The sequence below is a fragment of the Glutamicibacter mishrai genome (genome assembly GCF_012221945.1).
Classification (GTDB): domain Bacteria; phylum Actinomycetota; class Actinomycetes; order Actinomycetales; family Micrococcaceae; genus Glutamicibacter; species Glutamicibacter mishrai.
The window spans coordinates 1,966,736-1,990,561 of record NZ_CP032549.1; the positions used below are offsets into that span (position 1 = coordinate 1,966,736).

Consider the following 23,826-nt stretch of genomic DNA (forward strand, 5'->3'; position numbering starts at 1 on the left):
GCGCTAGCGCGCTGAATGGTGGCCGTGGAATTCCTGCTCGAATTCCTCGTCGGTGTCGTGGGTGAATGGCGGGGACTTGATGATGAAATACAGCACCGCCGCCCCGCAGAGAACGGCCGCGGGCGCGCCAACCCAGAAGGCGTACTCGGTATTGCGCACCAGCCCGGCCACGACCGGGCCCACCAGCATCGGGATGATGTAGTAGTAATGCTTCGGGGCCGCCGGGCCCCAAAAGCGTTCAAGCTTGGATAAGAGGCTGAAGCCGGCAGCAAGGATGATGCATCCGAGCAAAATCACCCACAGCGTGGACGACAGGCTGATGGTGAGGGTCAAAGAGCCGACAAGTCCTGCAGTTAAACACGCGTACTTCGTATTTCGATGCAAGCCCTCGCCCCTTTTTCTGCTCCGGATGGATTGAACCTAGACTAGTATTTTTTCAAACACTTAGACAGTCCGCAATCCTACTTAAGTAGGAGGGTCACGTGGAGCGTTGGCGGAAATAGCCTCGGGCACTGCCGTAGGGTATAAATGTGCCACATATGAACGACTACCGAATCCGACTGGCTGCCGAACACGACGTGCGTCAAGCGCTGGAAATGAAGCTGCAATGCTGGCGTGAGGCCTATGCCGAATTGCGCGAACCAACCTTCTTCGCGCACCACGAAAAAGAACTCGACGGGCAAGTCGCGTGGTGGGAACGAGGACTGGCCTCCGGGGCGCAGTTCTTCATCGCCGAAGACCCGCAGGGCAGGATCATCGGGCTGGCCGGTGGCACCCCGGCCATCGAGGAAGACCGCGATGCCGGCGTGGATATCGAGCTGGGCATGCTCTACGTGCTTGAAGAGTACTACGGCAGCGGCCTGGGGGCACATCTGATGGACGTGGTGCTCGGGCAGCGCGAAGCGCTGGTCTGGGTGATCGAAGGCAACGATCGGGCCATGGCCTTCTTCGAAAAGCAAGGATTCACCGCCGACGGAACCACCGAAGCGCTGGTGGGCACCTGGCAAGGACTGACCGAACGACGGATGGTGCGCACACATGGCTAGGGATACCAAGGACTCGCTGCTCGGCGAATTCCCGATTGATACCGGAACCGCCATCATCGAGGCCGACCCCTACGGCGGGAACCGCTACATCCTGAAGGTCAACGGGGTTCCCTCATCGCATGTGGATCTGGATGATCCGACCTACCTGGACTTCGAGTACATGCGCTGGATGGAGCCGATTTTCACCTACGGCTTCCCGGCCGAGGACTATGACGGCCGCGCCCGCAAGCTGCGCGTGCTGCACCTGGGCGGCGGTGGCTGCTCCATGGCCCGCTGGGTCGCGGCCAGCTACGAAAACGCCCGCCAGGTAGTGGTGGAGCTCGATGCGAAGCTCGCTGAACTGGTGCGCACCAGCTTCGACGTGCCGCGCGCCCCGCTGGTCCGCCTGCGGGTAGGTGATGCCGGCCAGGTGCTGCCCACGCTGAGTGAAGAGAGCCGCGACGTGATCATCCGCGACGTGTTCGCCGGGAGCACCACCCCGCGCGAACTGACCACGGTGGACTACGCCCGCCAGGCTCAACGGGTCCTGGATGGCGGCGGCGTATACATCATGAACTGCGGGGATACCGCGGATCTGGCCGGAGCCAAGGCCGAGGCCGCCACCTTGCTCGAGGTCTTCGAGCATGTGGCCATGATCGCCGACCCGCCGATGCTCAAGGGGCGCCGCTACGGCAATATCGTTTTCCTGGCCAGCGACGAACCGCTCAGCCTCGGCGCCGGGTTCGAACGCAATCTGCGCACCGCACCGCTGCCAGCCCAGCTGGTCTCCGGGGCCGGTGTGCAGCGCTTCGCCGCCGGGGCGTCGCCGATCCTTCCCTAGGCCCTAGGATTCGTCCCAGCGCCGGTAGCTGGAGCCATCGGCGGCGCGCAGCAGCAGCGCGTGGTCGACCATGTACCGGCGCAGCAGGGCGACATCCGGGTGGAATACCCGCAGCCGCTCATTAACCTGCTCTTCGCGCAGCTGCTCATCGGCGCCGATCACCGCGTCGCGGATGGATACCAGCACCTCGTGCCGGTCAGCGGGCTTGGCCGGCAGCGTATCGAGCCGGTGGCCGGTGAAAAACCGCTGGATGCCGGTACGGTCCGCCTGCGCCGCGCTCGCCGAGGACAGCGTCTGATCCAGCAGTTTTTCGTTCAACTGCCCATCTGGGCCAAGCAGTCCGATCTTCTGCCAGCGGGCGAGGTCCTTGAGCTGGGTCTTGCCCGGCTGTTCCGGGACCCCGGCGCCGGTCAGGACGGCTCCGAGCAGCTGTCGCATGCCCGGGTTCTTTAATCCCGCGGCCACTTGGATCCAGGTTCCCGCGGTGTTCTGCTCTTGGCTCATGTCCCCATCCTAGCCACGGCTGGAGCGCCGTGATGGCACAAAACAGCCCGCCATGACCAGGTCATGGCGGGCTGTGCAATGTGGTGCGCGGTGTTTAGACCCCGGCCCACATCTCGATGAGTCCGATGCCGAAGAACAGGACGAAGGCCGCGGAGACAACCCACATCAGCGGGTGGATTTCCTTGGCGCGGCCCTGGGTGGCGCGGATGAAGACGTAGGAGATGAAGCCTGCGCCGATGCCGTTGGCGATCGAGTAGGTGAATGGCATCAGGGTGAAGGTCAGGAAGGCCGGCAGCGCAATGCCCCAGTCGCTCCAGTCGATCTTGGAGACCTGGGTGATCATCATGAAGCCGACGACCACCAGTGCCGGAGCAACCGCTTCGAAAGGCACCAGGTAGATCAGCGGGCTCAGGAACATCGCGACGATCATCAGCAGGCCGGTGACCACCGAGGCCAGGCCGGTGCGTGCGCCTTCGCCGATGCCGGCACCGGATTCCACGAAGATCTGCGCCGAGGAGCTGGAGGTGCCGCCGCCAATGATCGCGCCAGCGGCGTCGACCATCAGCACCTTGTCCACGTTTTCGATCTGTCCGTTTTCGTCCATGGAGCCGGCCTCGGAGGCCAGGCCCACCATGGTGCCCATGGCATCGAAGAAGATCGAGAGCAGGATGACGAAGGCCAGCAGCGAGGCGGCGGTGAAGCCGAGCTTGCTGAAGGCGCCGAAGATGCTGACCTGGCCGATCAGCGACAGGTCAGGCAGGGTCCAATCCGGCATGGATGGAACCACCAGGGACCAGGATCCGGTTTCGAATTCGCCGATGTGGAAGATGGCTTCCAGGATGTTGGCGATCACCGCAGAGACGACGATGCCGATCAGGATCGCGCCCTTGACCTTGCGCACGACCAGGGCCATGGTCAGCAGCAGGCCGATGATGAAGACCAGGATCGGCCAGCCCATCAGTTCGCCGTCGAAGCCCAGGCCTACCGGCACGGTGGTATTCGCGGCGTCCGGGATGCGCTGCACGAAGCCCGCGTTGACCAGGCCGATCAGCGCGATGAACATGCCGATGCCCACCACGATGGCCGTTTTCAGCCCGGCCGGAACCGCGTTGAAGACCGCGGTTCTGAACCCGGTGAGCACCAGGATGAACATGACCACACCGGCAATGAGCACCAGGCCCATGACGTCGGCCCAGGTCAGTTCCGGGTTGGTGGCCACGGTGATGGCCACGAAGGCATTGACGCCAAGGCCGGTGGCCATGGCGAAGGGGTGGCGGGCCCAGATGCCCATGAGGATGGTCAGGATGCCGGCCACAAAAGCGGTCACCGCGGCAACGCGCTGGATGCCCAACTCGCCGCCCGAGGAGTCGGCGCCGGAAAGCACCAGCGGGTTGAGGACGACGATGTAGCTCATTGCGAAGAAGGTGGCGATGCCGCCGCGAACCTCGGTGGAGAACGTCGAACGCCGTTCCGAAATCTTGAAGTATCGGTCGATCCGCGCGGCCGCAGACGTGCCGGAAGCAGTTTTGGTGGAGGAGGACATGGAAAAATTCTATGTTGTTTTTGTTGCGTATCGATATCTAACTTCTAACTAACTAGGCACAATCAGAAATCTTTAGACCCAACTCACACCTAGTAACTGCCAAAGCAAGTACATTGGAGGTAAGGGAAATCACACCCATGTTGATCTCAGGTTATGAAGGAGCGATTCAGATGAGTGATGAAGCGCCAGTCGCAGCAGAAAAGATCGAAGGAATTGTTGTCGGTGTTGATGGTTCGCAGCAAAGCAAGTGCGCTTTGCGGTGGGCCGAACGCGAGGCGGTGCGCCGCGGAAGCGTGCTGAATATCGTTTCCGCCTACACCATTCCGGTCTTCGCCGCGTCCTCCATGGATGCTGGTTACTCGACCCTGGACGATGATTTGATTCGTGGCGGAGCCGAGGAAATCGTCCGGCAGGCGCGGGCTGATCTTGAAGGCAGCCAGGCTCAGATCCGCACCTATATCGAGTCCGGGGATCCGGCCGGGGTGCTTCTGGATTTGAGCCAGGATGCCGAATTGGTTGTCGTAGGCACCCGTGGCCGCGGTGGTTTTGTGGGACGTTTGCTCGGCTCGGTATCCTCCGCGCTGCCGGCCCACTCCAAATGCCCGACTGTTGTGGTGCCGCTGTGCATGTCCAAGGAACAGGAGAGCTCCGGCAACGCGGCCGTTGAGCGCAACTGCATCGTGGTTGGCGTGGATGGCTCGGATCGGGCCCGCTCCGCGGTGCTCGCCGCGGCCGATGCGGCGGTCGCCAGCGACCTGACCCTGCGCCTGATCTGCGCGGTGCCTCCGGTAGGCGCGGCGCTGGCGTGGATGCCGGCGACCATTGACCAGGAAGCCGTGCTGGAAGATGTCCGCTACCAGATGAGCGTGGGCACCAAGTGGCTGCGTTCGCATTACCCGGAGCTGAAGATGGAGACCGATGTGGTTTCCGGGCCTCCGGTAGAAGTGCTGATTCGCGAGTCGGAGCATGCGGTGCTGACGGTGACCGGTTCGCGCGGCCGCGGTGGATTCACCGGCATGCTGCTGGGCTCCACCTCGCAGGGCGTGCTGCACCACTCCAAGGGGCCGGTGATGGTGGTTCCCGATTCGGAGGATCCGCGCTTGGAGGACCGGAAGAACTTCGACACCCGGGCCCAGGAGCAGTAGCCGCCTGGATCGCCGAGGGCGATAAAGCAGATTAAGCAGATTAAGCAGAAGGCCACGCACCCATCGGGTGCGTGGCCTTCTGCTTGGCGGTGGCTGCTTTAGTAGCGAGCTGCCTTCGAGTACAGGTTGTTGACCCAGCTCAATGGCGTCACCGAAATACCTGCATTCGGGTTACGGGCGTGCACTACGTTGCCGTTACCGATGTAGATCGCTACGTGGTAGAACGATGATCCGCCGTTGGAGGAGGAGAACACCAGGTCGCCCGGGCGCAGGTTGCTCAGCGACACGTACTGCGGAGCGCTGAAGAACTGCTGGGTCGAGGTGCGCGGCAGGCTGATGCCCGACTGGCCGAAAGCGCGCTGCGAGAAGCTCGAGCAGTCGAACGCGTTAGGGCCGTTGCTGCCGTAGACGTAGTACTTGCTTGGATCGTCAGCGGTCTTCAAGGCCCAGGCGATTGCTGCCGAGTAGCTGCGGCCGGTATCTGGCTGCGGCTCTGGCTCTGGCTCAGCGGTCTTGGTTGGCTCAGGCTTTGGAGTCGGCTTGGGCGTTGGCTTAGGAGTCGGCTTCGGTGTTGGCTTTGGAGTCGGCTTTGGCTCAGCGGTCTTCGTCGGCTTTGGCTCAGGCTTCGGTTCAGCCGTCCTGGTTGGCTTTGGCTCAGGCTTTGGTTCGGCCGTCTTGGTCGGCTTTGGCTCTGGAGTCTTGGTTGGCTCCGGGGTAGGCTCAGCAGTCTTGGTAGGCTGCGGCTCCGGAGTCTTGGTTGGCTCGGCCTTTGGAGGCTCAGGCATCGCGGTTGGAGTCAGGGTATCGAGCTCCACTGCCTTGGGCTTGACCGTTGGCTCGTCCTGGGAATCGGTAGGTTCCAATTCCTGCGGTTCTGCGACGGCCAGTGGCTGGACTGCCGCTGGCTTTTCCTCGGGAACTTCGGTGGTGTCCTCGGTGGCGATAGCCTCCTCGAGGGCGGCTTCCTGTTCCTTGGCTTCCTTCTTCTCTACTGCCTTGCGGACTTCAGCTTCTTCCTTCTGCTGCAAGGTAGCGAGGTGGCCGATGAGTTCGTTGCGGAGCTTCTTCTCGGGCTCAACGGCGGATTCGTAAGTGTTCAGGGTGCTGTTGGCGGTGGCTGCAGCTGAATCGTAGTTCGCGGCGGCTTCCTCAGCGGCGCTCTGGGCTGCGTCGGCATATTCCTGCCACGCGGAGACCAATGCTTCTGCCTCGGAGGCGGTGTTGACCGACTGGACCTGCTGTTCGCTCAATGCGTCGATGGTGGCGGCCTTGTAGAAGAGGTCGCCTTCCTTGTTGTCATCCAGCAGCAAGCCCAGGGTGGAGGTGCCGGCGCCGTTGCGGTAGATATCCGAAGCGATGGCGCCCAGGTCCTTGCGGCTCTGTGCCAGGTAGGTCTTCGCGTAATCCAGCTGCTTGACGGCCTTCTCGGCTTCGGCGGTGCGCAGGTCGCGCTCTTCGCCAGCGGAGAGCAGGGATTCCTGTGCCTCGGCGGCTTCGGTTTCAACCCGCTGCAGTTCAGCGCGGCTGGAAGCCAGGGATGCCTCGATACGAGCGATCATGGCGTTCGTAGAGTCTTTGTTCTTCTTGGCTTCTTGGATCTCTGCATCCGTTGGCAGAGCCGAAGCGCTTGGTGCAGCTGCGATGGAGACAGATGCAGGGAACGTAGTTGAAGTTGATGCGGACGCGGGCAGGGCACCTACAAGGCAGGATGCTGCTAAGGCTAGTGTGCTAGCGGCGACACCGAGCGTGTGGCGAGTAGCCATATCGTTCCTCACTAAGTTCTTGGATGACAGAGAGCGTTGAAACCGTGACTTCCTGAGGTGGAAAGATCACGATTAGGACAAGGCTCCAAATAGCACATTAGGCTAACTGCAATACCCTTGGCAACACTGTTCACACCAGTCACATGAATCCCAAACGTGTAATTCACTTGAAGTTTTGCGCTGTGATCTGCAGTAACGCGAGATGTTGCGAGTCGTTTTTCCTGAAAGAAACCTTGGAAAATTTTTTGGAGCCGCGCAGGTAGTCGTTACCTGAACGCGCTGTTCATGAAGCTTCGGTAACGCAATGAATGCATTTAATCGCCCCGGTGGGAGATCGAGGGAATCCGGCATCAAAAAGCCGCCTTTAAAAGGAACGGTTTTTGAACGGCTTGGAATCCGATTTCTGGGGCCGGGGGAAGCTGCTCCCGTTCGTGCAGTAATCCGATGTGGTCTGCCTCTCTTTCGAATCCACTCTGGCCACTGGATTCAGGAAAATTTGTGAGACAGATCTCAAAAGAACTTTTCGGGATTTCGGGCTCAAGCCCACCCTAGATCGTGCAATTTTTCGTCGTCGATGCCGAAGTGATGGGCTACCTCATGCATGACCGTAATGCCGATTTCGCGAACCACTTCTTCCCTGGTTTCGCATGCGCGCAGCGTCGGGTTTTTGAAGATCGTAATCTGGTCCGGAAGTGCGCCGAAACCCCAGTCTGAATCCCGTTCGGTCAGCGCCACGCCCTCGTATAGCCCCAGAATTTCAAGGTTTTCTGGCTCTCCTGGCTGGGGTGTGTACTCGTCTTCGATGAAGAAAATGACGTTGTCCATCATGGCGAAAGCGGCCTCGGGAATGGCGTCGATCGCCTGCTCAACTAGCTGCTCGAACTCGTCGTCGCTGATCTCTGAAAGCATGTTTTCAGCCTAGTTGCGGAGCATGGTTTCGGCATCGAAAAAATGGCCCGGGAGCCGATTTTGCGAAATCAAAAAACCCCACGTATAGTTATTGGAGTCCGCTACGGAGACGCAAGAAACCGAAGCGACTTAGGCCCCCATCGTCTAGCGGCCTAGGACACCGCCCTTTCACGGCGGCGGCACGGGTTCGAATCCCGTTGGGGGTACAAACAACTAATTCATTAGTTGTCAGATGGAGAAATCCATTGGCTTGCGAAAGCAAGGCCCTGTAGCGCAGTTGGTTAGCGCGCCGCCCTGTCACGGCGGAGGTCGCGGGTTCAAGTCCCGTCAGGGTCGCTCAATTTACTAATCTATTAGTAAATTTGGTGTCCACTAAGTGGTACCAGGCTCTGTAGCTCAGTTGGTAGAGCGTTCGACTGAAAATCGAAAGGTCACCGGATCGACGCCGGTCGGAGCCACGCAGGCCCTCGGTTTACCGAGGGTTTTACTGTGTGTATTGAAAGTTATTCAAAACACTAGGCCCTGTAGCGCAGTTGGTTAGCGCGCCGCCCTGTCACGGCGGAGGTCGCGGGTTCAAGTCCCGTCAGGGTCGCCTGATAAACAAATGCTCCGGTTTTCCGGAGCATTTGCTGTATCTGCGGTTATTTAGTTGGCGCGTCCCAAGTGGCGCGGCCCCAGCCAACGGTTGCTCAGCCTGCGATAGGCCGCGGCAGCGCCGGTCATATCGCCATCATCCAAAGCCTGCAGGCCATCGAGCAAGTCATTGGGCGAATCGTCAGGCCACACAATTTCAGCCAAAAGACCGTAGTCCAGCTCGATGACCGAGCGGCGATCAAAGGACTCCAGCCAACTGCCCAGGCTGCCCAGCTCCTCGAAAAGCTGAGATTGGGGCGCATGGGTCACCAGCGTCTGGACAGCCCAGGCAAGCCGCTCCACGGCCTGCTCAAAGCCGATGTACATGCGCGCGGTCTTCAGATGCTCGCCTTCATGGATGACCTCTTGCTCATCATCTTCGCGGAACAAGGCAAACCAGCTCAGTGGAATGCCCCAGGAAGATGTGCGGGTATGAAGATGCGTCAGATCCCCAGCGAGCCGGTCCGGATCCACCCGCTGCGCGTTCGCTTTCCGGGAGGCCGGCGGGACCAGGAGGTCGAAAACTTCTGGGCGGATGGCCTCTTCGGCCTGCTCGGCGGCGAGCAGGCTGCGCGCCTGCAGCTGCCCGGGGCAGTAGCGGGTATGTTCGGTGCCCTGGTAATCAAGGGTCTTGATGGCCCGGAAAAATTCGGGCTCATTGTGCGGGAATGGGTCGGAAACGCTGCGCAAGGTGCGTTGCCACAGCCGCTCATTTTCGAACTCGTCCCATTGCGCGGCGGTGCGCTGCGGGGTGCGCAGAATGATCGACTGGGCCCAGTCTTCAAAGGTGTCCAGCGGCTCGTAAACGCGCAGGTGTGCCGTGGCCGAGGTGAGCTCATTGGTGGGCCCAGTCAATTTAGAGGTCATGGCTAGTCCGCGAGCTCCACGATGACCGGCGCGTGGTCGCTGGCGCCCTTGCCCTTTCGTTCCTCCCGATCGATGCTTGCCGAGGTGACTCGTGCGGTGAGCGCGGGGGACGTCAAGGAGAAATCGATGCGCATGCCTTCACCCTTGGGGAAGCGCAACTGGGTGTAATCCCAGTAGGTGTACTGGCCCTCGGTGTAGCCACGGACGACGTCGCTGAATCCCAGATCCTCAAAAGCGGTGAACGCTGCGCGCTCGGGAGCCGAAACGTGGGTGAGCTTGTTCTCCAGGAAGAAATCGATGTCCCAGACATCTTCATCCTTCGGGGCGATATTCCAGTCGCCCATCAAGGCGATTTGGGCTTCTGGGTTCTCTCTGAGCCATTGCCCGGAACGCTGCTTGAGTTCATCGAGCCAGTTCAGCTTGTAGGCCATGTGCTCGTCGTCCAGGGCTCGGCCGTTCGGGACGTACAAGCTCCAGATGCGCACGCCGCCGCAGGTCGCGGCAATGGCGCGGGGCTCCTGGATCGGGTTCTTGCCGCCTTTGCCGAATTCCGGCTGGCCCGGGAAGGTGCGCTGCACATCTTCAAGTCCGACGCGTGAAGCAATGGCTACGCCATTCCACTGGTTAACGCCGAAGTGCGCTACCTCGTAGTCATTGTTCTCGAACAATTCCCACGGAAAATTCTCGTCTTTGCATTTCGTCTCCTGGATAGCCAGGACATCCACGTCGGTGCGGCGCAGCCAGTCCTCAACACGGTCGGCGCGGGCTCGCAGCGAGTTCACATTCCAAGTTGCAATCTTCACAAGTTCAACCTATCAAGTTTGCCGACCAGTGCCACTTCAATTTACTTGGAAGTCCGAGTATATTCGTGTGCAGAAGGTGACGCCAATCACTGCAAGGAGGCAATGGTGCCGGAAATCCTGACCGAACGTCGCGGCCATTTGGGCCTGATCACGCTTAATCGCCCCAAGGCGCTGAACGCTTTGAACGCCTCGATGTGCCAAATAATTCTTGATACTTTGCTTGCCTGGCGTGATGACCCCGACATCGCGCAGGTGGTGGTCCAGGGTGCGGGGGAGCGCGGACTCTGCGCCGGCGGCGATATCGTCGCCATCTACCAGGACATCAAGGAACGGACCGGGTCCTCCGAGAATTTCTGGCGCATCGAATACCAGCTGAACGTCCTGATCAATGAGTATCCCAAGCCCTACATCGCGTTGATGAGCGGCATCGTCCTGGGTGGCGGCATCGGCATCTCCGCGCACGGCAGCCACCGAATCGTCACCGATTCCAGCAAATGCGGGATGCCGGAAGTCGGCATCGGCTTTTTCCCGGACGTCGGCGGCACGCACCTGCTGGCCAAAGCCCCGCATGCCGCCGGTCGATTGGCGGCCCTGACCGGAAGCAAATTCGGTGCGGCCGACGCCATCCTCCTCGGGCTGGCCGACAGCTACGTGCCCGAAGACCAGCTGGCCCGGCTGCTGGTTGAGCTGGAAAGCGAATCAGCGCAGTCCGTCATCGAAAGGCACCAGCAAACCCCGCCGACCGGCTACATGCACGAGCCCTGGGTTCAGGCCTTTGATGGGGAGAATTTGCGCGAGGTATTGCGCTCGCTGCAATCCAGCCAGGCGCCCAAGGCCCAGGAAATGGCCGAAACCCTGCAGAGCGCCTGCCCCAGCTCCGTGCGGCTGACCAACGAACTCATCCGGCAAGCCGGGGATGATCTCCGCGCGGATTTGCAGCGCGAATTCCGTGCCGCGCTGCACCGGCTGGATGACCCCGACTTCGCAGAAGGAATCAGGGCCGCGGTCATCGACAAGGACCGCACACCGCACTGGGTGGAATCGCTGCCCGGGTTGAGCCATGAACAACGAACCGAACGGCATCTCGGCCCGCTGCCGGGAGCCGAATTGAATTACGCCATGCTCGGCGCAAGCGCCGAAGAGAAGAGTGCATCATGAGTGAGAAGCCAACCATCGGCTTTCTGGGAATGGGGCACATGGGATTGCCCATGGCCATCAACCTGCATCGAGCCGGATACCAGCTCAAGGGATTCGACGTGGTCCCGGCTGCCGTGAAAGCCGCGCAGGAGGCAGGGATCCAGACGGTGGCCAGCGGCGCCGAAGCCGCCGTCGACGTGGACATCGTGCTGACCATGTTCCCCTCCGGGCAGCATGTGCTTGATGCCTACGATCAATATCTGCTCAAGAGCGCCAAGCCCAATACGCTGTTCCTGGAATGTTCCACCATTGATGTCGCCCAAGCCCGGCAGGCCGCGGAACTAGCCGTGGCAGCCGGCCATCGCAGCGCGGACGCCCCGGTTTCCGGCGGCGTCGTGGGTGCCGAAGCCGGGACGCTGACCTTCATGCTCGGCGCGCAGGCAGAGGACCTGGCAGAGATCACCGAAGTCTTGGAGAGCATGGGCAAGCGGATCGTGCACTGCGGCGGCTACGGCGCGGGGCAGGCGGCCAAGGTCTGCAACAACATGCTGCTGGGCATCTCGATGATCGGCGCGGCGGAAGCCTTTGTGCTCGGTGAACGGCTCGGCCTGGAGCACCAGGCGCTTTATGACGTGATCTCCTCGGCCTCGGGCCAGTGCTGGGCCGTGACCACCAACTGCCCGGTGCCCGGTCCGGTGCCCACCTCGCCGGCCAACCGGGACTACCAGCCCGGGTTCGCCGCGGCGTTGATGGCCAAAGATCTCGGACTGGCCAGCAGCGCCTTGGCGCATACCGACACGGATGCCCAGCTCGGGTCCCTGGCCTCGGCCCTGTATCGGAAGTTCAGCGACGAAGGCAATGCCGGAACGGACTTCTCCGGCATCATCAACGCCATCCGCGACGGTTCCCTATAGGAAATCTCCGGAGGCCTTGCGGAAGCGGGCGAGGATCTCGAAAAGCTGGGTGGCATCGTTGCCCGAAAGGTTGCTCTGGGCGAAAAGCTGCTCATTGAGGTCATCGCGGGCCGCGGCCAGGACCTTCTGGCCGTTGGCGGTCAGCTCCAGCAATCGGGTGCGTCCATCGGTCGGGTGCGCAATGCGGCGCACCAGGCCGGTGGACTCCAGGCGGTCCACCGAATTGGTCAGGCTGGTGGCGTGGACCTGGAGCAGGTCGCTGGCCTGGCTCATCGGCAGCGAACCCCGCTTGGAGAAACCCAGCAGGGCCAGAACCTCGAAGCGGGCAAAGGTCAGCCCATGCGGTTTGAGGATCGCATCGGCGCGCTGCAGGAAGATCGAAGCGGTGCGCATGACCGCGGTGATCGCGGCCATGGAATCAGCCTGGGCTGTCCAGCCATGCAAAATCCACTGTTCCCGGGCCTGGGCAATCGGGTCGCGCGGCAACGGAGAAGTCATTTAAATACCCCCATAAGAAGACCTAGTCCAACAATATACTTGGACATCCTAAGGTTTGGAAGGAGAACCCCCATGGACCTATTAGGAGTGGCACAACAGCTGCGAGCTCAAGAACATGAACGCCTGCTTGAAGTGCGGGAACTGGTGCAGGACAAAATCCGCCGCCAGTCCATCGATTACTGGAACCGCGAAGAATTCCCTGAGGATCTGGTGGCACAGCTCGCCGGGCACGGGCTGGGAGGTGTCCAGCTGGAAGAATGCTCGCACCTGCTGCGCGGATTAATCCACGCGGAAATCGCTCGCGCCGACATCTCGCTGTCCTCGGTGGTGGGCATCCACAACGAGCTCGTGGTCGGGATGATCCATGAATTCGGCTCCGCGCAGCAGAAGGCCCAATGGCTGCCCAAGCTCACGGCCTTTGAAGCCTTCGGCGCCTTTGCCCTGACCGAACCCGAACATGGCTCGGATATTGCCGGGGGAGTGCAGAGCACCGCCCGGCGCGACGGGGACGAGTACGTGATCTCTGGGGCCAAACGCTGGATCGGCATGGGGACCTTCAGCGACTTCGCACTGATCTGGGCCAAAGACGAGGACAGCGGGGATCTGGGCGCCTACCTCGTGGAATCGGATCGTCCTGGCTACAGCGCCACCAAGATCGAGCACAAGATCGGGCTGCGGATCATGCAGAATGCGGATATCACCCTGGACCAGGTGCGTATTCCGGTGGCCAATAAGCTTCCCGGCGCCACCTGTTTTGCCTCCGCCAACGGCCTGCTGATGCAATCGCGGGCCTGGGTCGGCTGGCAGGCTGTCGGCGCGATGATGGCAACACTGGATATCTGCCTGTCCTACGCCGGCAAACGCCAGCAGTTCGGCCAGCGGCTTGCCTCTTTCCAGCTGATCCAGCAGTCCCTGGCTGAAATCGCGGGGAACCTGAGCCTGTGCCTGTCGATGATGAGCGATATCGCCCGCAAGCAGGAGCGCGGGGATCTGCAGATGGTTGATGCGGCCATGGCCAAGTCCACCGCCACCCGGCTGGCGCGCGAATCGGCGGCGCTGGGCAGGGCGCTGTTGGGCGGCAACGGGGTGGTCAGCGACTTCGAGATGGCGAAGGTGTTCTGCGACGTGGAAATCCTGCACACCTATGAAGGCACCTACGAAATCAATTCGCTCATTGTTGGGCGGGCGCTGACAGGCATCAGCGCGTTCGTGTAGCGGGCTTTGAGCGGATCGAAAGCCAATAAAATAACTAACAAGTACTTTCCATTTTGGAAAGTACTTGTTAGTGTTGGGGTGTTCGAAGGTTCGCAGGCAAAGGAGCAGGATCATGAAAGCGACGTTCAGCACTTGGTACCTCACCGCGATCATCGTGGCGGGATTGGCCTTTTTTGCGCTTGCGCTCAGCGCGTACGCCACCGGTCAGCAGGCCTTGATTTTCATTGGCATGGGGATCTTCATGGTTACCACCATGACAATGGCCTCGTTGTTTGCGCAGCGGCAGCGCAAGGCCCAGGCATTGGACAGCAAATGAGCTCGGAACAGGAACTGGGCCCCGAGGAGCAATTGGCCGCGCTGGGCAAGGCGCGGCAGGGCATGGATCGCGCCTCCGGGTACGGCGCCAGATTGCTGGGATCCTATTGCATTGCCCTGGGCCTGCTGATCGGCGGGCTCGCGGCGCTCTTGCAGATCTATCGCCCTGATGAGAAATTCGCCGGATTCATCGTCATCATGGCGCTGTTTGCCGCAGCTGTTCTCGCGATGTCCTTGGCCTATGGGAAGCTCTACCGTTCGCTTCCGAGGGGATACTCGAAAATGTACATGCGCGGATTTATTGCCAGCATGGTGCTCTACGCGGTGTCAGTGGCATTGATTGGCGCCGGACCGCTGGATTGGCCGGCAATGGCGCTCATTGGCGTTGTTGTTGCTGCGCCATTATGCGCAACTGGAATTGCGATGGTGCGGCGATGAGCGCCCATGCCCGGGATCGGCTGAATGGAGATTTCTCGAATCCCCTGCGGCTATCGGTCATGGGATCGCTGCAGGCCGTGGACGAGGCTGATTTCAAGTCCCTTAAAGAAGCCCTGGGCGTCTCCGATTCGGTGCTTTCGCGGCATTTGAGCGCGCTTGAAGCTGGCGGCTACGTGCAGATCAAAAAAGGGTATGTCGGCAAAAGGCCCCGCACCTGGGCGAAGCTCACTTCGACCGGGCGCAAGGCCTTTGCACAACATGTTCAAGCGCTGAAAGAGATTACCGGTTTGGCGTAATCCCTAGGAGCGCCACCACTGATCCCAGTAGGTCGCTGGCACCGCGCGCTTATGCCGTGATGCGACAAAGCGCTTTTCAATGGCTTCCGCGGCAACTTCGGCAACTTCGCGGCCCTCGAGGTAATCGTCGATCTGGTCGTAGGTCAGGCCGAGTTCTTCCTCATCGGCGCGCTGCGGCTGGCCGTCGAGCAGGTCCGCGGTGGGCTTCTTGGACCAGAGCAGTTCTGGGGCCTGCAGTTCACGCAGCAGGGCCTGGTTCTGGCGCTTGTTCAAACCGGCCAGCGGCAAAAGATCGGCGCCGCCATCACCGAATTTGGTGAAGAACCCGGTCACGGATTCGGCGGCGTGGTCGGTGCCCAGCACCAGCATTCCGCGGTCGCCCGCGATGGCGTACTGCACGATCATGCGGGTGCGGGCCTTCGCGTTGCCGCGGTTGAAGTCGCTGATCTTCGGGTGCCCGGCATCGGCGATCGCCTCATCAAGCGCGGCGACCGGCTTGGCGATATTCACCTCGAATTGCTCATCGGCGGCAATGAAGTCCATGGCCGCGGCGGCGTCGTCCGCATCCTGCTGGACACCGTGGGGAAGGCGTACCGAAACGAAGCGTGCTCCGCCCCCGGCCTCGCGGACCTCCTGGACTGCCAGCTGGGCCAGGCGCCCGGCCAGGGTGGAATCGATGCCGCCGGAAATCCCGAGGACAAAACCCTTGGCGCCTGTGGCCGCCAGATAGTCCTTGAGGAAATCAACGCGGCGGCGGATCTCCTGCGCGGCGTCGATTTCCGGGCGCACGCCCAACTCTTCAATGATCTCTGCTTGCAATTCACGCATGTCTTTAATCCTAGGCAGTTGGCATGGCTACGGGGCGCCAGGTGCCGCGTTTGCCTCGAAAATTAATCTGTTCTCAACATACGCCGCAATGGCCTGTGGCTACGCTTGGTCGTCTTCTGGTTTCCAGCCGAGGTTGCGCGCCATCTTTTCCAGGGTCTGGACTACCGCGTCATATTCCGAGCCGTCCAGATCCTCTCCGAACTGTGTGCGGATCTTCTCCACGAGCTCGCTGAGCTTCAGCAGCGAGACGTGGCCGCGGTCGGTGATCGAGTACTCGCCGTCCTGCGCGGTAACCCATCCCGATTCCACCAGCTCGGCCAGGTGCTCGCTCAACGATTGCGGCTCATCCTCGGAAGCGAAGAACGGGGAGAGCCCGGCGTTCAGCTGCGCCTCGGTGGCGGGCTGATGCTCCAGCAGGTTGAGCACCTGCCACTGCCGGCGTGTCACACCGTGTTCTTCCAAAGTCGCTGCAAACTGCTCGTCAATCAGCGAATCCACCAATTTCAACCAGTAACCCAAGGGGCGTTGTGCGTTCATAAAATCAGCCTAGCGATGATGCCGACTAGAATCGAGGGTATGAGCGAAACCAGCGCCCGTGAGCGACTAAAAGAACTGATCCAAGAACTTGCCATTGTGCGCGGCAAGGTCATCTTGTCTTCGGGCAAGGAAGCTGACTACTACATCGATTTGCGCCGCGTGACCCTGCACCAGGAGGCCTCTGGCCTGGTGGGCGAGGTCATGCTGGAGCTGCTGGATGAAGCGAAGCTGGACTTCACCAATGTGGGCGGGCTGACCATGGGCGCAGACCCGGTGGGCACCGCCATCATGCACACCGCACGCGCCAAGGATCGGGCGATTGACGCCTTCGTGGTGCGCAAGGCGCAGAAGTCCTACGGCATGGGCCGCCAGGTCGAGGGCCCAAGCGTCGAGGGACGCGACGTGATCGTGCTCGAGGATACTTCCACCACCGGCGGCTCGGCGCTGACCGCGGTGGAAGGCGTGCGCAAGGCTGGCGGCAACGTGATTGCCGTGGCCGTGATCGTGGACCGCGATACCGGAGCCAAGGAGCGCATCGAGGCTGAAGCCGGGGTGCCTTACCTGTTCGCCTACGGCAAGGATGAGCTGGGCCTGTAGCCAACGTGCATATCCCTGCCGGGCACCCGCCATTTTCGGATCTTCCGGGATGGCGGGTTTCCTGTTTTAAATGGCGCGCGGCGGCGCGGTGGTATCGCGGGGAACCAGCACCGCGGGCAGCTGCTGCGGCGCGCTGGCTTCTTCGCCGTCCAGCAGGCAGAGCAGCAGGCGCACCGCGTGCGCGCCCATTTCGTGCAGCGGCTGGCGCACGGTGCTCAAGGCCGGGATGCTTTGCGCGGCGGCCGGGATGTCATCGAATCCGATGATCGACAGGTCGCCAGGCACGGCCAGCCCGCGGTCGGCGGCCACGCTCAAGGCGGCCAGCGCGGAGATGTCGTTGGCCGCGAAAATGGCGGTGGGCGGCTGGGGCAGGTCAAGGAGCCGTTCGGTGGCGGCTACCGCGGACTCGTGCTGGTAGTCGCCGTCCTGGATGAGCTGTTCATCAAAGTCGATGCCGGCATTCTCCAGCGCCTGGCGGTAGCCGGCTTCGCGCAGGTGCGCGGATTTGAGGTCTTCGCGGCCGCGGATATGCCCGATGCGCCGGTGGCCTAATTCCAGGAGGTGCTCGGTGGCTCTTTGCGCGCCACCGGAATTATCCACGTCCACGGTGATGGGCATATCGGTGCCCGCCTGCGGGTCGATGGCCACCACGGGCACGGAGCTGTGCGGGATTTCAACGGTGGGCGTCACGATGATGGCGCCGTCGATCAGCGTGCCGCCCAGGCGCGAGAGGGAACGGCGCTCCCACCCGATATGCCCTTCGGGGCTGAGGTTGCCGGCATAGGCCATCAGGTCGTATTTGGTGCCGCGCAAGGTGGCGGAAATGCCGTTGAGCAGCTCCAAGGCGAAGGGCTCGAATTCGGCGACCAGGATGCCGATTATGTTGGTGCGCGAGTTGCGCATGGAGGAGGCTACCAGCGAGGTCTCGTAGCCGAGCTCGTTGATGACCTGGTGCACGCGTGCAATGGTGGCCGGCGAGACGCCGTAGCGTCCGTTGACCACCTTGGACACCGTAGAGACCGAAACCTCGGCGACGCGGGCCACATCGTTGATGGTGACCCGGGCGGCAACCTGGTTTTCGGCAGGCGCGGGAAGCCATGCGGAGGCGGCGTTCACGGTGTTCTCGGTCTCTGGGCTCATCACCCGACTAACAGTAGCGTATATTTCCGCGAAAACAGTGGAGTTTGCGGGCCTGTGACATGGCAGCAGCGAATTTTCGATAACGTTTTCGCCAAGGATTTCGAAAACGTTATCGAAAACGATTGACATGACGTGGGTCACAGTGCAATTCTTGGTGAAGCCAAGTGCCTGCCGCGCCATCGCCGACAGGGCCAATTCATCACCACCGCTCAGGAGCACACGCATGATATCCACGTCCCGCACCGCTAAATTTCTGGCGCTGGCAGCCACTGGCTCGCTGCTCTTCTCCGGATGCGCCTCCGGTTCCTCCAACGCCAGCGGGTCCTCCGACGGCACCACCACCGTGACCTGGTGGCACAACTCCAACAATGGCGAAGGCAAGGCCTACTACGAAAAGGTCGCCAAGGACTTTGAAGCGGAACATGAAGGCGTGGACATCGAAGTCCACGCCATGCAGCACGAAGACATGCTCACCAAGCTCGACGCCGCATTCCAAAGCGGGGATGCGCCGGATGTCTACATGGAGCGTGGCGGCGGAGAGCTCGCCGCCCACGTGGCCGCCGGGCTGACCAAGGACCTCAGCGACGTGGCCAGCGAGGAAATCGGCTTCCTCGGCGACACCGCCGGCGGCTGGCAGATCGAGGGCAAGACCTATGCCCTGCCCTACTCGCTGGGCGCGGCAGGCTTCTGGTACAACAAAGCCCTGTTCAAAAAAGCCGGCATCGACAAGGCCCCGGAAACCTGGCAGGAGCTGCTCGATGCCAGCAAGAAGCTCAAGGACGCCGGCATCACCCCGATCTCCGTGGGAGCCGGCGACAAGTGGCCGGCAGCGCACTACTGGTACTACGCCGCCGTGCGCGAATGCGCCGAGCAGACCCTGGCCGACTCGGTCACCAACCTCGACTTCAGCGACCAGTGCTTCGTGAAGGCCGGCGAGGACGTGGACCAGCTGATCAAGGCTGAGCCATTCAACCCGGGCTTCCTCTCCACCCCGGCACAGTCCGGGCCGACTTCGGCCTCGGGCCTGCTGGCCACCGGCAAGGCCGCCATGGAACTGGCCGGACACTGGGAACCAGGGATCTTGCAGGGACTGACCGAAGACGGCAAGGGCCTGGGCAAGGACACCGGCTGGTTCTCCTTCCCCGCCATTGAAGGCGGCGCGGGCAATCCTGATGCGCAGCTCGGCGGCGGCGATGCCTGGGCGGTAGCCCAGGACGCACCGGATGCGGCCGTGGAATTCGCCAAGTACATGCTCTCCGAGAAGGTCCAGCGCGGCTTCGCCGAACTGGATATGGGCCTGCCCACCAACCCGAAGGCCACCGACGCCGTGGCTGATCCGGCACTGGCTTCCATGCTGGACGTGCGTGATAATGCGCCATACTTCCAGCTGTACTTCGACACCGCCTTCGGTGCCTCCGTCGGAGGGGCCATGAACGATGAAATCGCCCTGCTCTTCGCTGGCAAGTCCGATGCGCAGAAGATCGTTGACGCCAGCCAAGATGCCGCAGACCTGGAGAAGTGATCCGGGTCGTGGCTCAAGAAGTGAGGTATGCATCAACCCCGGTGGCCCAAGGCCCGGCAGCACAGGCCGCGGCCACCGGGCAGGCCCCGGCTGAAAGCGGGGCGGCAAAAGCCGGGCGCCGCCGGCGAAAGCCAGCGGACCGGCGCAAAACCCTGGAGATCTTGTTCTTCGTCAGCCCGGCGCTGCTGCTGATCGCCGTGTTCATGCTGCTGCCCATCATCCAGGCCGTGCGCTTCTCGGTGTACAACTGGAAGGGCTTCGGCCCGCTGGTGGACTTTGTCGGGCTGAAGAACTACGCCCGGGTGCTGGGCAACGAGGTCTTCACCGATGCGATGATCCACAACCTGATCATCATCGGCGGATCCATCGCATTGCAGCTGCCCATCGGCCTGGGCATCGCCCTGCTGCTGAATCGGAAGATGAAGATCCAGTCGCTGCTGCGCACCATCATCTTCGTTCCCTATGTGCTCTCCGAGGTTATCGCCGGCGTCATCTGGTTCCAGCTGCTGCAGCCGCAGTATGGGGTCATCGACACCATCCTGTCCAAGCTGGGAGTCCAGGGCCCTGCCCAAGGCTGGCTGGGCACGCCCGAATTGGCGCTATGGACCGTGCTGGCGGTATTGACTTGGAAGTACCTGGGCCTGGCCGTCATCCTGTTCCTGGCCGGCCTGCAGGGCGTGCCCTCCGAACTGTATGAAGCCGCTGAAATCGACGGGGCCTCCTGGTGGCAGATCCAGCGCAGGATCACCATCCCGCTGCTCGGGCCCACGCTGCGCACCTGGGGATTCCTCTCCATGATCGGCTCGCTGCAGCTGTTCGACATGGTCTGGATCCTCACCGGCGGAGGACCTGCGAACTCCACCACCACCATGGCCAGCTTCCTGGTATCCGAAGGAACCAAGCGGCAGAACTTCGGCGTGGCAGCCGCCGCCTCGGTGGTGCTGTTCATCGTCGCCCTGATCCTGGCGGTGTCCTACCAGCAGTTTGTCCTCAAGCGGGATTCGCAGCCAGATGACGAACGAACCAAGGCGAAGAAGGTCAAAGCATGAGCGCCACCGTGGCCACCGGCCCGCAGCACACCCCAGCACAGGCAATGCGCGCCAAGAAGCGGGCGCGGAACCAAGGCGGAAACGTCCTCGTGTACGCCATCGCCCTCGCGGTAGTGGCGCTGACCCTCGGCCCGGTGCTCTACGGCGTGCTCGGCGGATTCCGCAGCAACGCGCAGCTCGCCGAGAACCCGGCCGGCCTGCCGGCACCCTGGGTGCTGGATAACTATCTTGGCGTGCTGAAAAACCCGGACTTCTGGCAATATGCGCTGAACTCCACCATGATCGCGGTGATCACCACGGTGATCGTCGTGGTCCTGGGCATCATGGCCGCCTACCCGCTGGCCCGCTACCAGTTCAGGATGCGCGAACCGATCTTCATGGTCTTCGTGCTGGGCTTGCTCTTCCCCGCCACCGTGGCCATTGTTCCGCTGTTCATCCTGATCACCCGCGACCTGCATATGGGCAATACCTGGTGGGGCGTGGCCCTGCCGCAGGCAGCCTTTGCGCTGCCAATGACCGTGGTCATCCTGCGCCCCTTCCTGATGGCGCTGCCCCAGGAATTGGAAGAAGCCGCCCAGCTCGATGGCGCAAGCCGCATCGGCTTCTTCTGGAGGATCCTGTTGCCGCTCTCCGGCCCGGGCATGGTCACTGTCGGTGTGCTGGCCTTTGTCGGTTCGTGGAATGCCTACCTGCTGCCGCTGCTTCTGCTGCAAGGGGATATGCGCACCCTGCCGCTGGGAGTCGCCGACTATTCCAGCGAGCACTCCGCCGATACCGCCGGAGTTTTCGCCTTCACCGCACTGGCGATGATCCCGGCGCTGATCTTCTTCCTCGCCATGCAAAAGCGCATCGTCAACGGACTGCAGGGTGCAGTCAAGGGCTAAGTACCTGAAAGCGCCCCTCCCACTTTTGAGAATAGGATTTTCATGAAAACTGCCGAGCAGACCTGGCATGATGCCAGCCTCCCAACAGACCAGCGCGTGGCGGCCCTCCTGGCACAGATGACGCTCGAAGAAAAAGCCGGGCAGCTGGGCTCCTACTGGATCCGCCCGGAAGAAGAACAGCAAGACGGCGAAAGCAATGTGGCGCCAATGGCCGATACCTTCGGCGGCGGCCCGAGCTTCGAAACAGCCATCGCCAACGGGCTGGGCCACATCACCCGGGCCTTCGGCACCGTTCCGCTGGACCCGGCCGAGGGCCGCACCAAGCTGGCCGAACTGCAAGAACAGGTCATGGCCGCCAACCGCTTCGGCATCCCGGCCATCGCCCACGAAGAATGCCTGACCGGTTTCACCGCCCTGGGCGCCACCTGCTACCCGGCATCCATTGCCTGGGGAGCGAGCTTCAACCCGGAATTGGTGCAGTCTATGGCTGCGCGCATCGGGGCCGATATGAAAAAGCTGGGTGTGCACCAGGGACTGTCCCCGGTGCTGGATGTAGTGCGCGATTACCGCTGGGGACGCGTGGAAGAGACCATCGGCGAAGACCCTCACCTGGTCGGAGAGCTTGCCGTCGCCTACGTGAAGGGCCTGCAGGGTTCTGGCGTCAGCGCCACCTTGAAGCATTTCGCCGGATACGCCGCCTCGCAAGCCGGGCGCAACCATGCGCCGGTCTCCATTGGCCAGCGCGCCCTGGAAGACACAGTCTTCCCGCCCTTTGAACGAGCGGTGCGCGAAGCCAAGGTGCAGTCGGTGATGAACTCCTACGCGGATATCGACGGCGAAGCGCCAGCGGCCAGCCGTCGGTTGCTCACAGAAGTGCTGCGTGAACGCTGGGGCTTCACCGGCACCGTGGTGGCAGACTATTGGGCCGTGAGCTTCCTGCACAGCATGCATGAAATCGCCGACAGCGAAGACAGCGCGGGCCTGCTTGCCCTGAATGCCGGCATGGATGTGGAATTGCCAGAGACCATTGCCTACGCCCGCCTCGCAGAAGCGGTACGCGCAGGGCGTTTGGACGAGTCGGTCCTGGATACCGCGGTCAGCCGGGTGCTCACCCAGAAAATCGAGGCCGGCCTGCTGGACCCGGACTACAGCCCCGAACAAGCCTGGCAAGGCGACGATGTTGAACTGGATTCCGCGCAGAACCGGGAACACGCCCGCACCATGGCCGAAGAATCCATCATTTTGCTGCGCAATGAGCAGATCCTGCCACTGAAGAATCCTGCCCGCCTAGCGGTGATCGGCCCGAGCGCCACCCAGCCGCGCACTCATTTGGGTTGCTATTCCTTTACCAACCACGTGTACTCGCGCTTCGCCGAGCAAGAAGACTATGGCGTGCAGATGACCTCCATACTTGAAGCCTTGCGTGAAGCTCCGGCGCTCGCCGGAAGCCAGATCGAATATGCCCGAGGGGTGGACTTCACCGACCTTGATGAGGCGGGCATCGAGCAGGCCGTGGAAGCAGCGCGCAACGCCGAAGTGGCGGTGGTGACCGTGGGGGATTTGGCTGGGCTCTTTGGCCGCGGAACCTCCGGCGAGGGCTGCGACGTAGTGGATCTGAAACTGCCTGGACGCCAAGCAGAATTGGTCGAGGCTGTGCTGGAAACCGGTACGCCGACCGTCCTGGTATTGGTCACCGGACGCCCCTATTCGCTGGGGCAATTTGCTGACCGGGCCGCGGGCATTGTCCAGTGCTTCATGCCAGGCGTTGAAGGCGGACCAGCATTGGCCGCGGTGCTCACCGGGCAGGTGAATCCTTCGGGCAAACTGCCGGTGCAGATTCCCGACCATATTGGTGGACAACCCGGAACCTACCTGGCGCCCAAGCTGGGGTGGCATTCGGATGGCGTCTCGAACCTCGACCCGCGTCCGCTCTATCCCTTCGGCTACGGATTGTCCTACACGAGCTTCGAAATCTCAGGTATCGAATTATCGGCCCAGGAAATTTCCACCGAGGGGATCCTGGAAGTCAGCGCCACCGTGACAAATACCGGCCAGATTCCGGGCGCCCAGGCGGTGCAGCTGTATCTTGCAGATGAAATCTCGCAGGTGGTCCGTCCGCGCCGTTGGCTGGCTGGTTTCGCGAAGGTCAAACTGGCCGCGGGGGAGTCGAAGCGGGTGAGCTTCAGCGTGCATGCTGACCGCACGTCATTTACCGGTCTGGCTGGACGCCGGATCGTGGAGCCAGGCAAATTCACCTTGTTCATCGGTTCGGACAGCGAAGATCTGGATCAACAAGCTGGGTTCAACATCGTGGGCGAGATCCGAGAGATCGGCGAGGGCCGGGTCATGGATACCCCGGTAGTGATCAGCTAGTAGGGCAGGCGAATCAAGATACAGCGAAGGCCGGGCAATAAGCCCGGCCT

Annotated in this window: 25 protein-coding genes and 4 tRNA genes; 18 read left to right on the top strand and 11 right to left on the bottom strand. The window is 61.9% G+C overall.

The window, feature by feature from the left end; translation table 11 throughout:
• Nucleotides 1-3: 3 nt before the first annotated feature.
• The gene (locus D3791_RS09270; RefSeq protein ID WP_172511989.1) at nt 4-384 is read right to left on the bottom strand and encodes a hypothetical protein; all 381 of its coding nucleotides are present in this window, start codon (nt 382-384) and stop codon (nt 4-6) included.
• A 155-nt stretch (nt 385-539) separates the two neighbouring features.
• Here D3791_RS09270 and D3791_RS09275 point away from each other — a divergent pair, with 155 nt between their 5' ends.
• On the top strand, nt 540-1,046 hold the full coding sequence (locus tag D3791_RS09275; protein ID WP_246241977.1) for a GNAT family N-acetyltransferase: 507 nt from the start codon (nt 540-542) through the stop codon (nt 1,044-1,046).
• Complete coding sequence (locus D3791_RS09280; protein WP_246241979.1) at nt 1,039-1,866, top strand: spermidine synthase; 828 nt, start codon at nt 1,039-1,041, stop codon at nt 1,864-1,866. The genes D3791_RS09275 and D3791_RS09280 overlap by 8 nt, the downstream gene beginning before the upstream one ends.
• 3 nt (nt 1,867-1,869) lie before the next feature.
• Here the strand turns inward: D3791_RS09280 and D3791_RS09285 are convergent, their stop codons facing one another.
• Complete coding sequence (locus D3791_RS09285; protein ID WP_172511991.1) at nt 1,870-2,370, bottom strand: DUF2087 domain-containing protein; 501 nt, start codon at nt 2,368-2,370, stop codon at nt 1,870-1,872.
• Nucleotides 2,371-2,464: 94 nt separating this feature from the next.
• Nucleotides 2,465-3,913 carry an NCS2 family permease gene (locus tag D3791_RS09290; RefSeq protein ID WP_172511992.1) on the bottom strand — a complete coding sequence of 483 codons (1,449 nt, stop codon included), beginning with the start codon at nt 3,911-3,913 and terminating at the stop codon, nt 2,465-2,467.
• Nucleotides 3,914-4,083: 170 nt separating this feature from the next.
• On the opposite strand from D3791_RS09290, the gene D3791_RS09295 reads away from it, so the two are divergent.
• Nucleotides 4,084-5,058, top strand: coding sequence for a universal stress protein (locus D3791_RS09295; RefSeq protein WP_022877177.1), 975 nt, complete (start codon nt 4,084-4,086; stop codon nt 5,056-5,058).
• Nucleotides 5,059-5,156: 98 nt separating this feature from the next.
• On the opposite strand, the gene D3791_RS09300 is transcribed toward D3791_RS09295, so the two are convergent.
• Both D3791_RS09300 and D3791_RS09305 read right to left on the bottom strand, forming a co-directional pair.
• Nucleotides 5,157-6,821, bottom strand: a complete 1,665-nt coding sequence (locus tag D3791_RS09300) for an NlpC/P60 family protein (protein ID WP_172511993.1) — start codon at nt 6,819-6,821, stop codon at nt 5,157-5,159.
• Nucleotides 6,822-7,358: 537 nt separating this feature from the next.
• Complete coding sequence (locus D3791_RS09305; protein ID WP_172511994.1) at nt 7,359-7,730, bottom strand: metallopeptidase family protein; 372 nt, start codon at nt 7,728-7,730, stop codon at nt 7,359-7,361.
• A 133-nt stretch (nt 7,731-7,863) separates the two neighbouring features.
• On the opposite strand from D3791_RS09305, the gene D3791_RS09310 reads away from it, so the two are divergent.
• From D3791_RS09310 to D3791_RS09325, 4 genes are all read left to right on the top strand, one after another.
• Nucleotides 7,864-7,936: transfer RNA gene (locus tag D3791_RS09310), tRNA-Glu, on the top strand.
• A gap of 56 nt (nt 7,937-7,992) precedes the next feature.
• Nucleotides 7,993-8,066 (top strand) — tRNA-Asp (locus tag D3791_RS09315).
• A gap of 49 nt (nt 8,067-8,115) precedes the next feature.
• Nucleotides 8,116-8,188, top strand: a tRNA-Phe gene (locus D3791_RS09320).
• 60 nt (nt 8,189-8,248) lie between these two features.
• A tRNA-Asp gene (locus D3791_RS09325) sits at nt 8,249-8,322 on the top strand.
• A gap of 53 nt (nt 8,323-8,375) precedes the next feature.
• Here D3791_RS09325 and D3791_RS09330 read toward each other — a convergent pair.
• Complete coding sequence (locus tag D3791_RS09330; RefSeq protein ID WP_172511995.1) at nt 8,376-9,230, bottom strand: DUF8083 family protein; 855 nt, start codon at nt 9,228-9,230, stop codon at nt 8,376-8,378.
• 2 nt (nt 9,231-9,232) lie between these two features.
• On the bottom strand, nt 9,233-10,033 hold the full coding sequence (locus tag D3791_RS09335; protein WP_061952705.1) for an exodeoxyribonuclease III: 801 nt from the start codon (nt 10,031-10,033) through the stop codon (nt 9,233-9,235).
• 102 nt (nt 10,034-10,135) lie between these two features.
• Between D3791_RS09335 and D3791_RS09340 the strand changes: the two genes are divergently transcribed.
• Nucleotides 10,136-11,191, top strand: coding sequence for a 3-hydroxyisobutyryl-CoA hydrolase (locus tag D3791_RS09340; RefSeq protein ID WP_022877025.1), 1,056 nt, complete (start codon nt 10,136-10,138; stop codon nt 11,189-11,191).
• Nucleotides 11,188-12,084 (top strand): 3-hydroxyisobutyrate dehydrogenase, encoded by an 897-nt coding sequence (gene mmsB / locus D3791_RS09345; RefSeq protein ID WP_172511996.1) that lies wholly within the window; start codon nt 11,188-11,190, stop codon nt 12,082-12,084. Before D3791_RS09340 ends, mmsB begins: the two co-directional genes overlap by 4 nt.
• On the opposite strand, the gene D3791_RS09350 is transcribed toward mmsB, so the two are convergent.
• The gene (locus D3791_RS09350; protein WP_172511997.1) at nt 12,079-12,582 is read right to left on the bottom strand and encodes a MarR family winged helix-turn-helix transcriptional regulator; all 504 of its coding nucleotides are present in this window, start codon (nt 12,580-12,582) and stop codon (nt 12,079-12,081) included. The genes mmsB and D3791_RS09350 overlap by 6 nt on opposite strands.
• Nucleotides 12,583-12,654: 72 nt before the next feature.
• Between D3791_RS09350 and D3791_RS09355 the strand changes: the two genes are divergently transcribed.
• From D3791_RS09355 to D3791_RS09370, 4 genes are all read left to right on the top strand, one after another.
• Nucleotides 12,655-13,797, top strand: a complete 1,143-nt coding sequence (locus D3791_RS09355) for an acyl-CoA dehydrogenase family protein (protein ID WP_172511998.1) — start codon at nt 12,655-12,657, stop codon at nt 13,795-13,797.
• Nucleotides 13,798-13,909: 112 nt separating this feature from the next.
• Nucleotides 13,910-14,113, top strand: a complete 204-nt coding sequence (locus D3791_RS09360) for a hypothetical protein (protein ID WP_028268896.1) — start codon at nt 13,910-13,912, stop codon at nt 14,111-14,113.
• The gene (locus D3791_RS09365) at nt 14,110-14,550 is read left to right on the top strand and encodes a hypothetical protein (protein ID WP_022877030.1); all 441 of its coding nucleotides are present in this window, start codon (nt 14,110-14,112) and stop codon (nt 14,548-14,550) included. The genes D3791_RS09360 and D3791_RS09365 overlap by 4 nt, the downstream gene beginning before the upstream one ends.
• Complete coding sequence (locus tag D3791_RS09370; RefSeq protein ID WP_022877031.1) at nt 14,547-14,846, top strand: winged helix-turn-helix domain-containing protein; 300 nt, start codon at nt 14,547-14,549, stop codon at nt 14,844-14,846. Before D3791_RS09365 ends, D3791_RS09370 begins: the two co-directional genes overlap by 4 nt.
• A gap of 3 nt (nt 14,847-14,849) precedes the next feature.
• On the opposite strand, the gene nadE is transcribed toward D3791_RS09370, so the two are convergent.
• Nucleotides 14,850-15,674, bottom strand: a complete 825-nt coding sequence (gene nadE / locus D3791_RS09375) for an ammonia-dependent NAD(+) synthetase (RefSeq protein WP_022877032.1) — start codon at nt 15,672-15,674, stop codon at nt 14,850-14,852.
• A 99-nt stretch (nt 15,675-15,773) separates the two neighbouring features.
• Nucleotides 15,774-16,211 carry a MarR family winged helix-turn-helix transcriptional regulator gene (locus tag D3791_RS09380; protein WP_172511999.1) on the bottom strand — a complete coding sequence of 146 codons (438 nt, stop codon included), beginning with the start codon at nt 16,209-16,211 and terminating at the stop codon, nt 15,774-15,776.
• Nucleotides 16,212-16,250: 39 nt separating this feature from the next.
• Here D3791_RS09380 and pyrE point away from each other — a divergent pair, with 39 nt between their 5' ends.
• The gene (gene pyrE, locus D3791_RS09385; RefSeq protein WP_022877034.1) at nt 16,251-16,808 is read left to right on the top strand and encodes an orotate phosphoribosyltransferase; all 558 of its coding nucleotides are present in this window, start codon (nt 16,251-16,253) and stop codon (nt 16,806-16,808) included.
• Nucleotides 16,809-16,874: 66 nt separating this feature from the next.
• On the opposite strand, the gene D3791_RS09390 is transcribed toward pyrE, so the two are convergent.
• On the bottom strand, nt 16,875-17,948 hold the full coding sequence (locus D3791_RS09390) for a LacI family DNA-binding transcriptional regulator (protein WP_172512000.1): 1,074 nt from the start codon (nt 17,946-17,948) through the stop codon (nt 16,875-16,877).
• A gap of 223 nt (nt 17,949-18,171) precedes the next feature.
• Here D3791_RS09390 and D3791_RS09395 point away from each other — a divergent pair, with 223 nt between their 5' ends.
• From D3791_RS09395 to D3791_RS09410, 4 genes are read left to right on the top strand one after another with little or no spacing between them, the layout of a single operon-like run.
• The gene (locus D3791_RS09395) at nt 18,172-19,470 is read left to right on the top strand and encodes an ABC transporter substrate-binding protein (RefSeq protein WP_172512001.1); all 1,299 of its coding nucleotides are present in this window, start codon (nt 18,172-18,174) and stop codon (nt 19,468-19,470) included.
• An 8-nt stretch (nt 19,471-19,478) separates the two neighbouring features.
• A complete protein-coding gene (locus tag D3791_RS09400) occupies nt 19,479-20,519 on the top strand; it encodes a carbohydrate ABC transporter permease (protein WP_172512002.1) in 1,041 nt (346 codons plus the stop codon).
• Complete coding sequence (locus D3791_RS09405; protein ID WP_172512003.1) at nt 20,516-21,403, top strand: carbohydrate ABC transporter permease; 888 nt, start codon at nt 20,516-20,518, stop codon at nt 21,401-21,403. The genes D3791_RS09400 and D3791_RS09405 overlap by 4 nt, the downstream gene beginning before the upstream one ends.
• Nucleotides 21,404-21,445: 42 nt before the next feature.
• Nucleotides 21,446-23,776, top strand: coding sequence for a glycoside hydrolase family 3 N-terminal domain-containing protein (locus tag D3791_RS09410; protein ID WP_172512004.1), 2,331 nt, complete (start codon nt 21,446-21,448; stop codon nt 23,774-23,776).
• Nucleotides 23,777-23,826 lie beyond the last annotated feature (50 nt).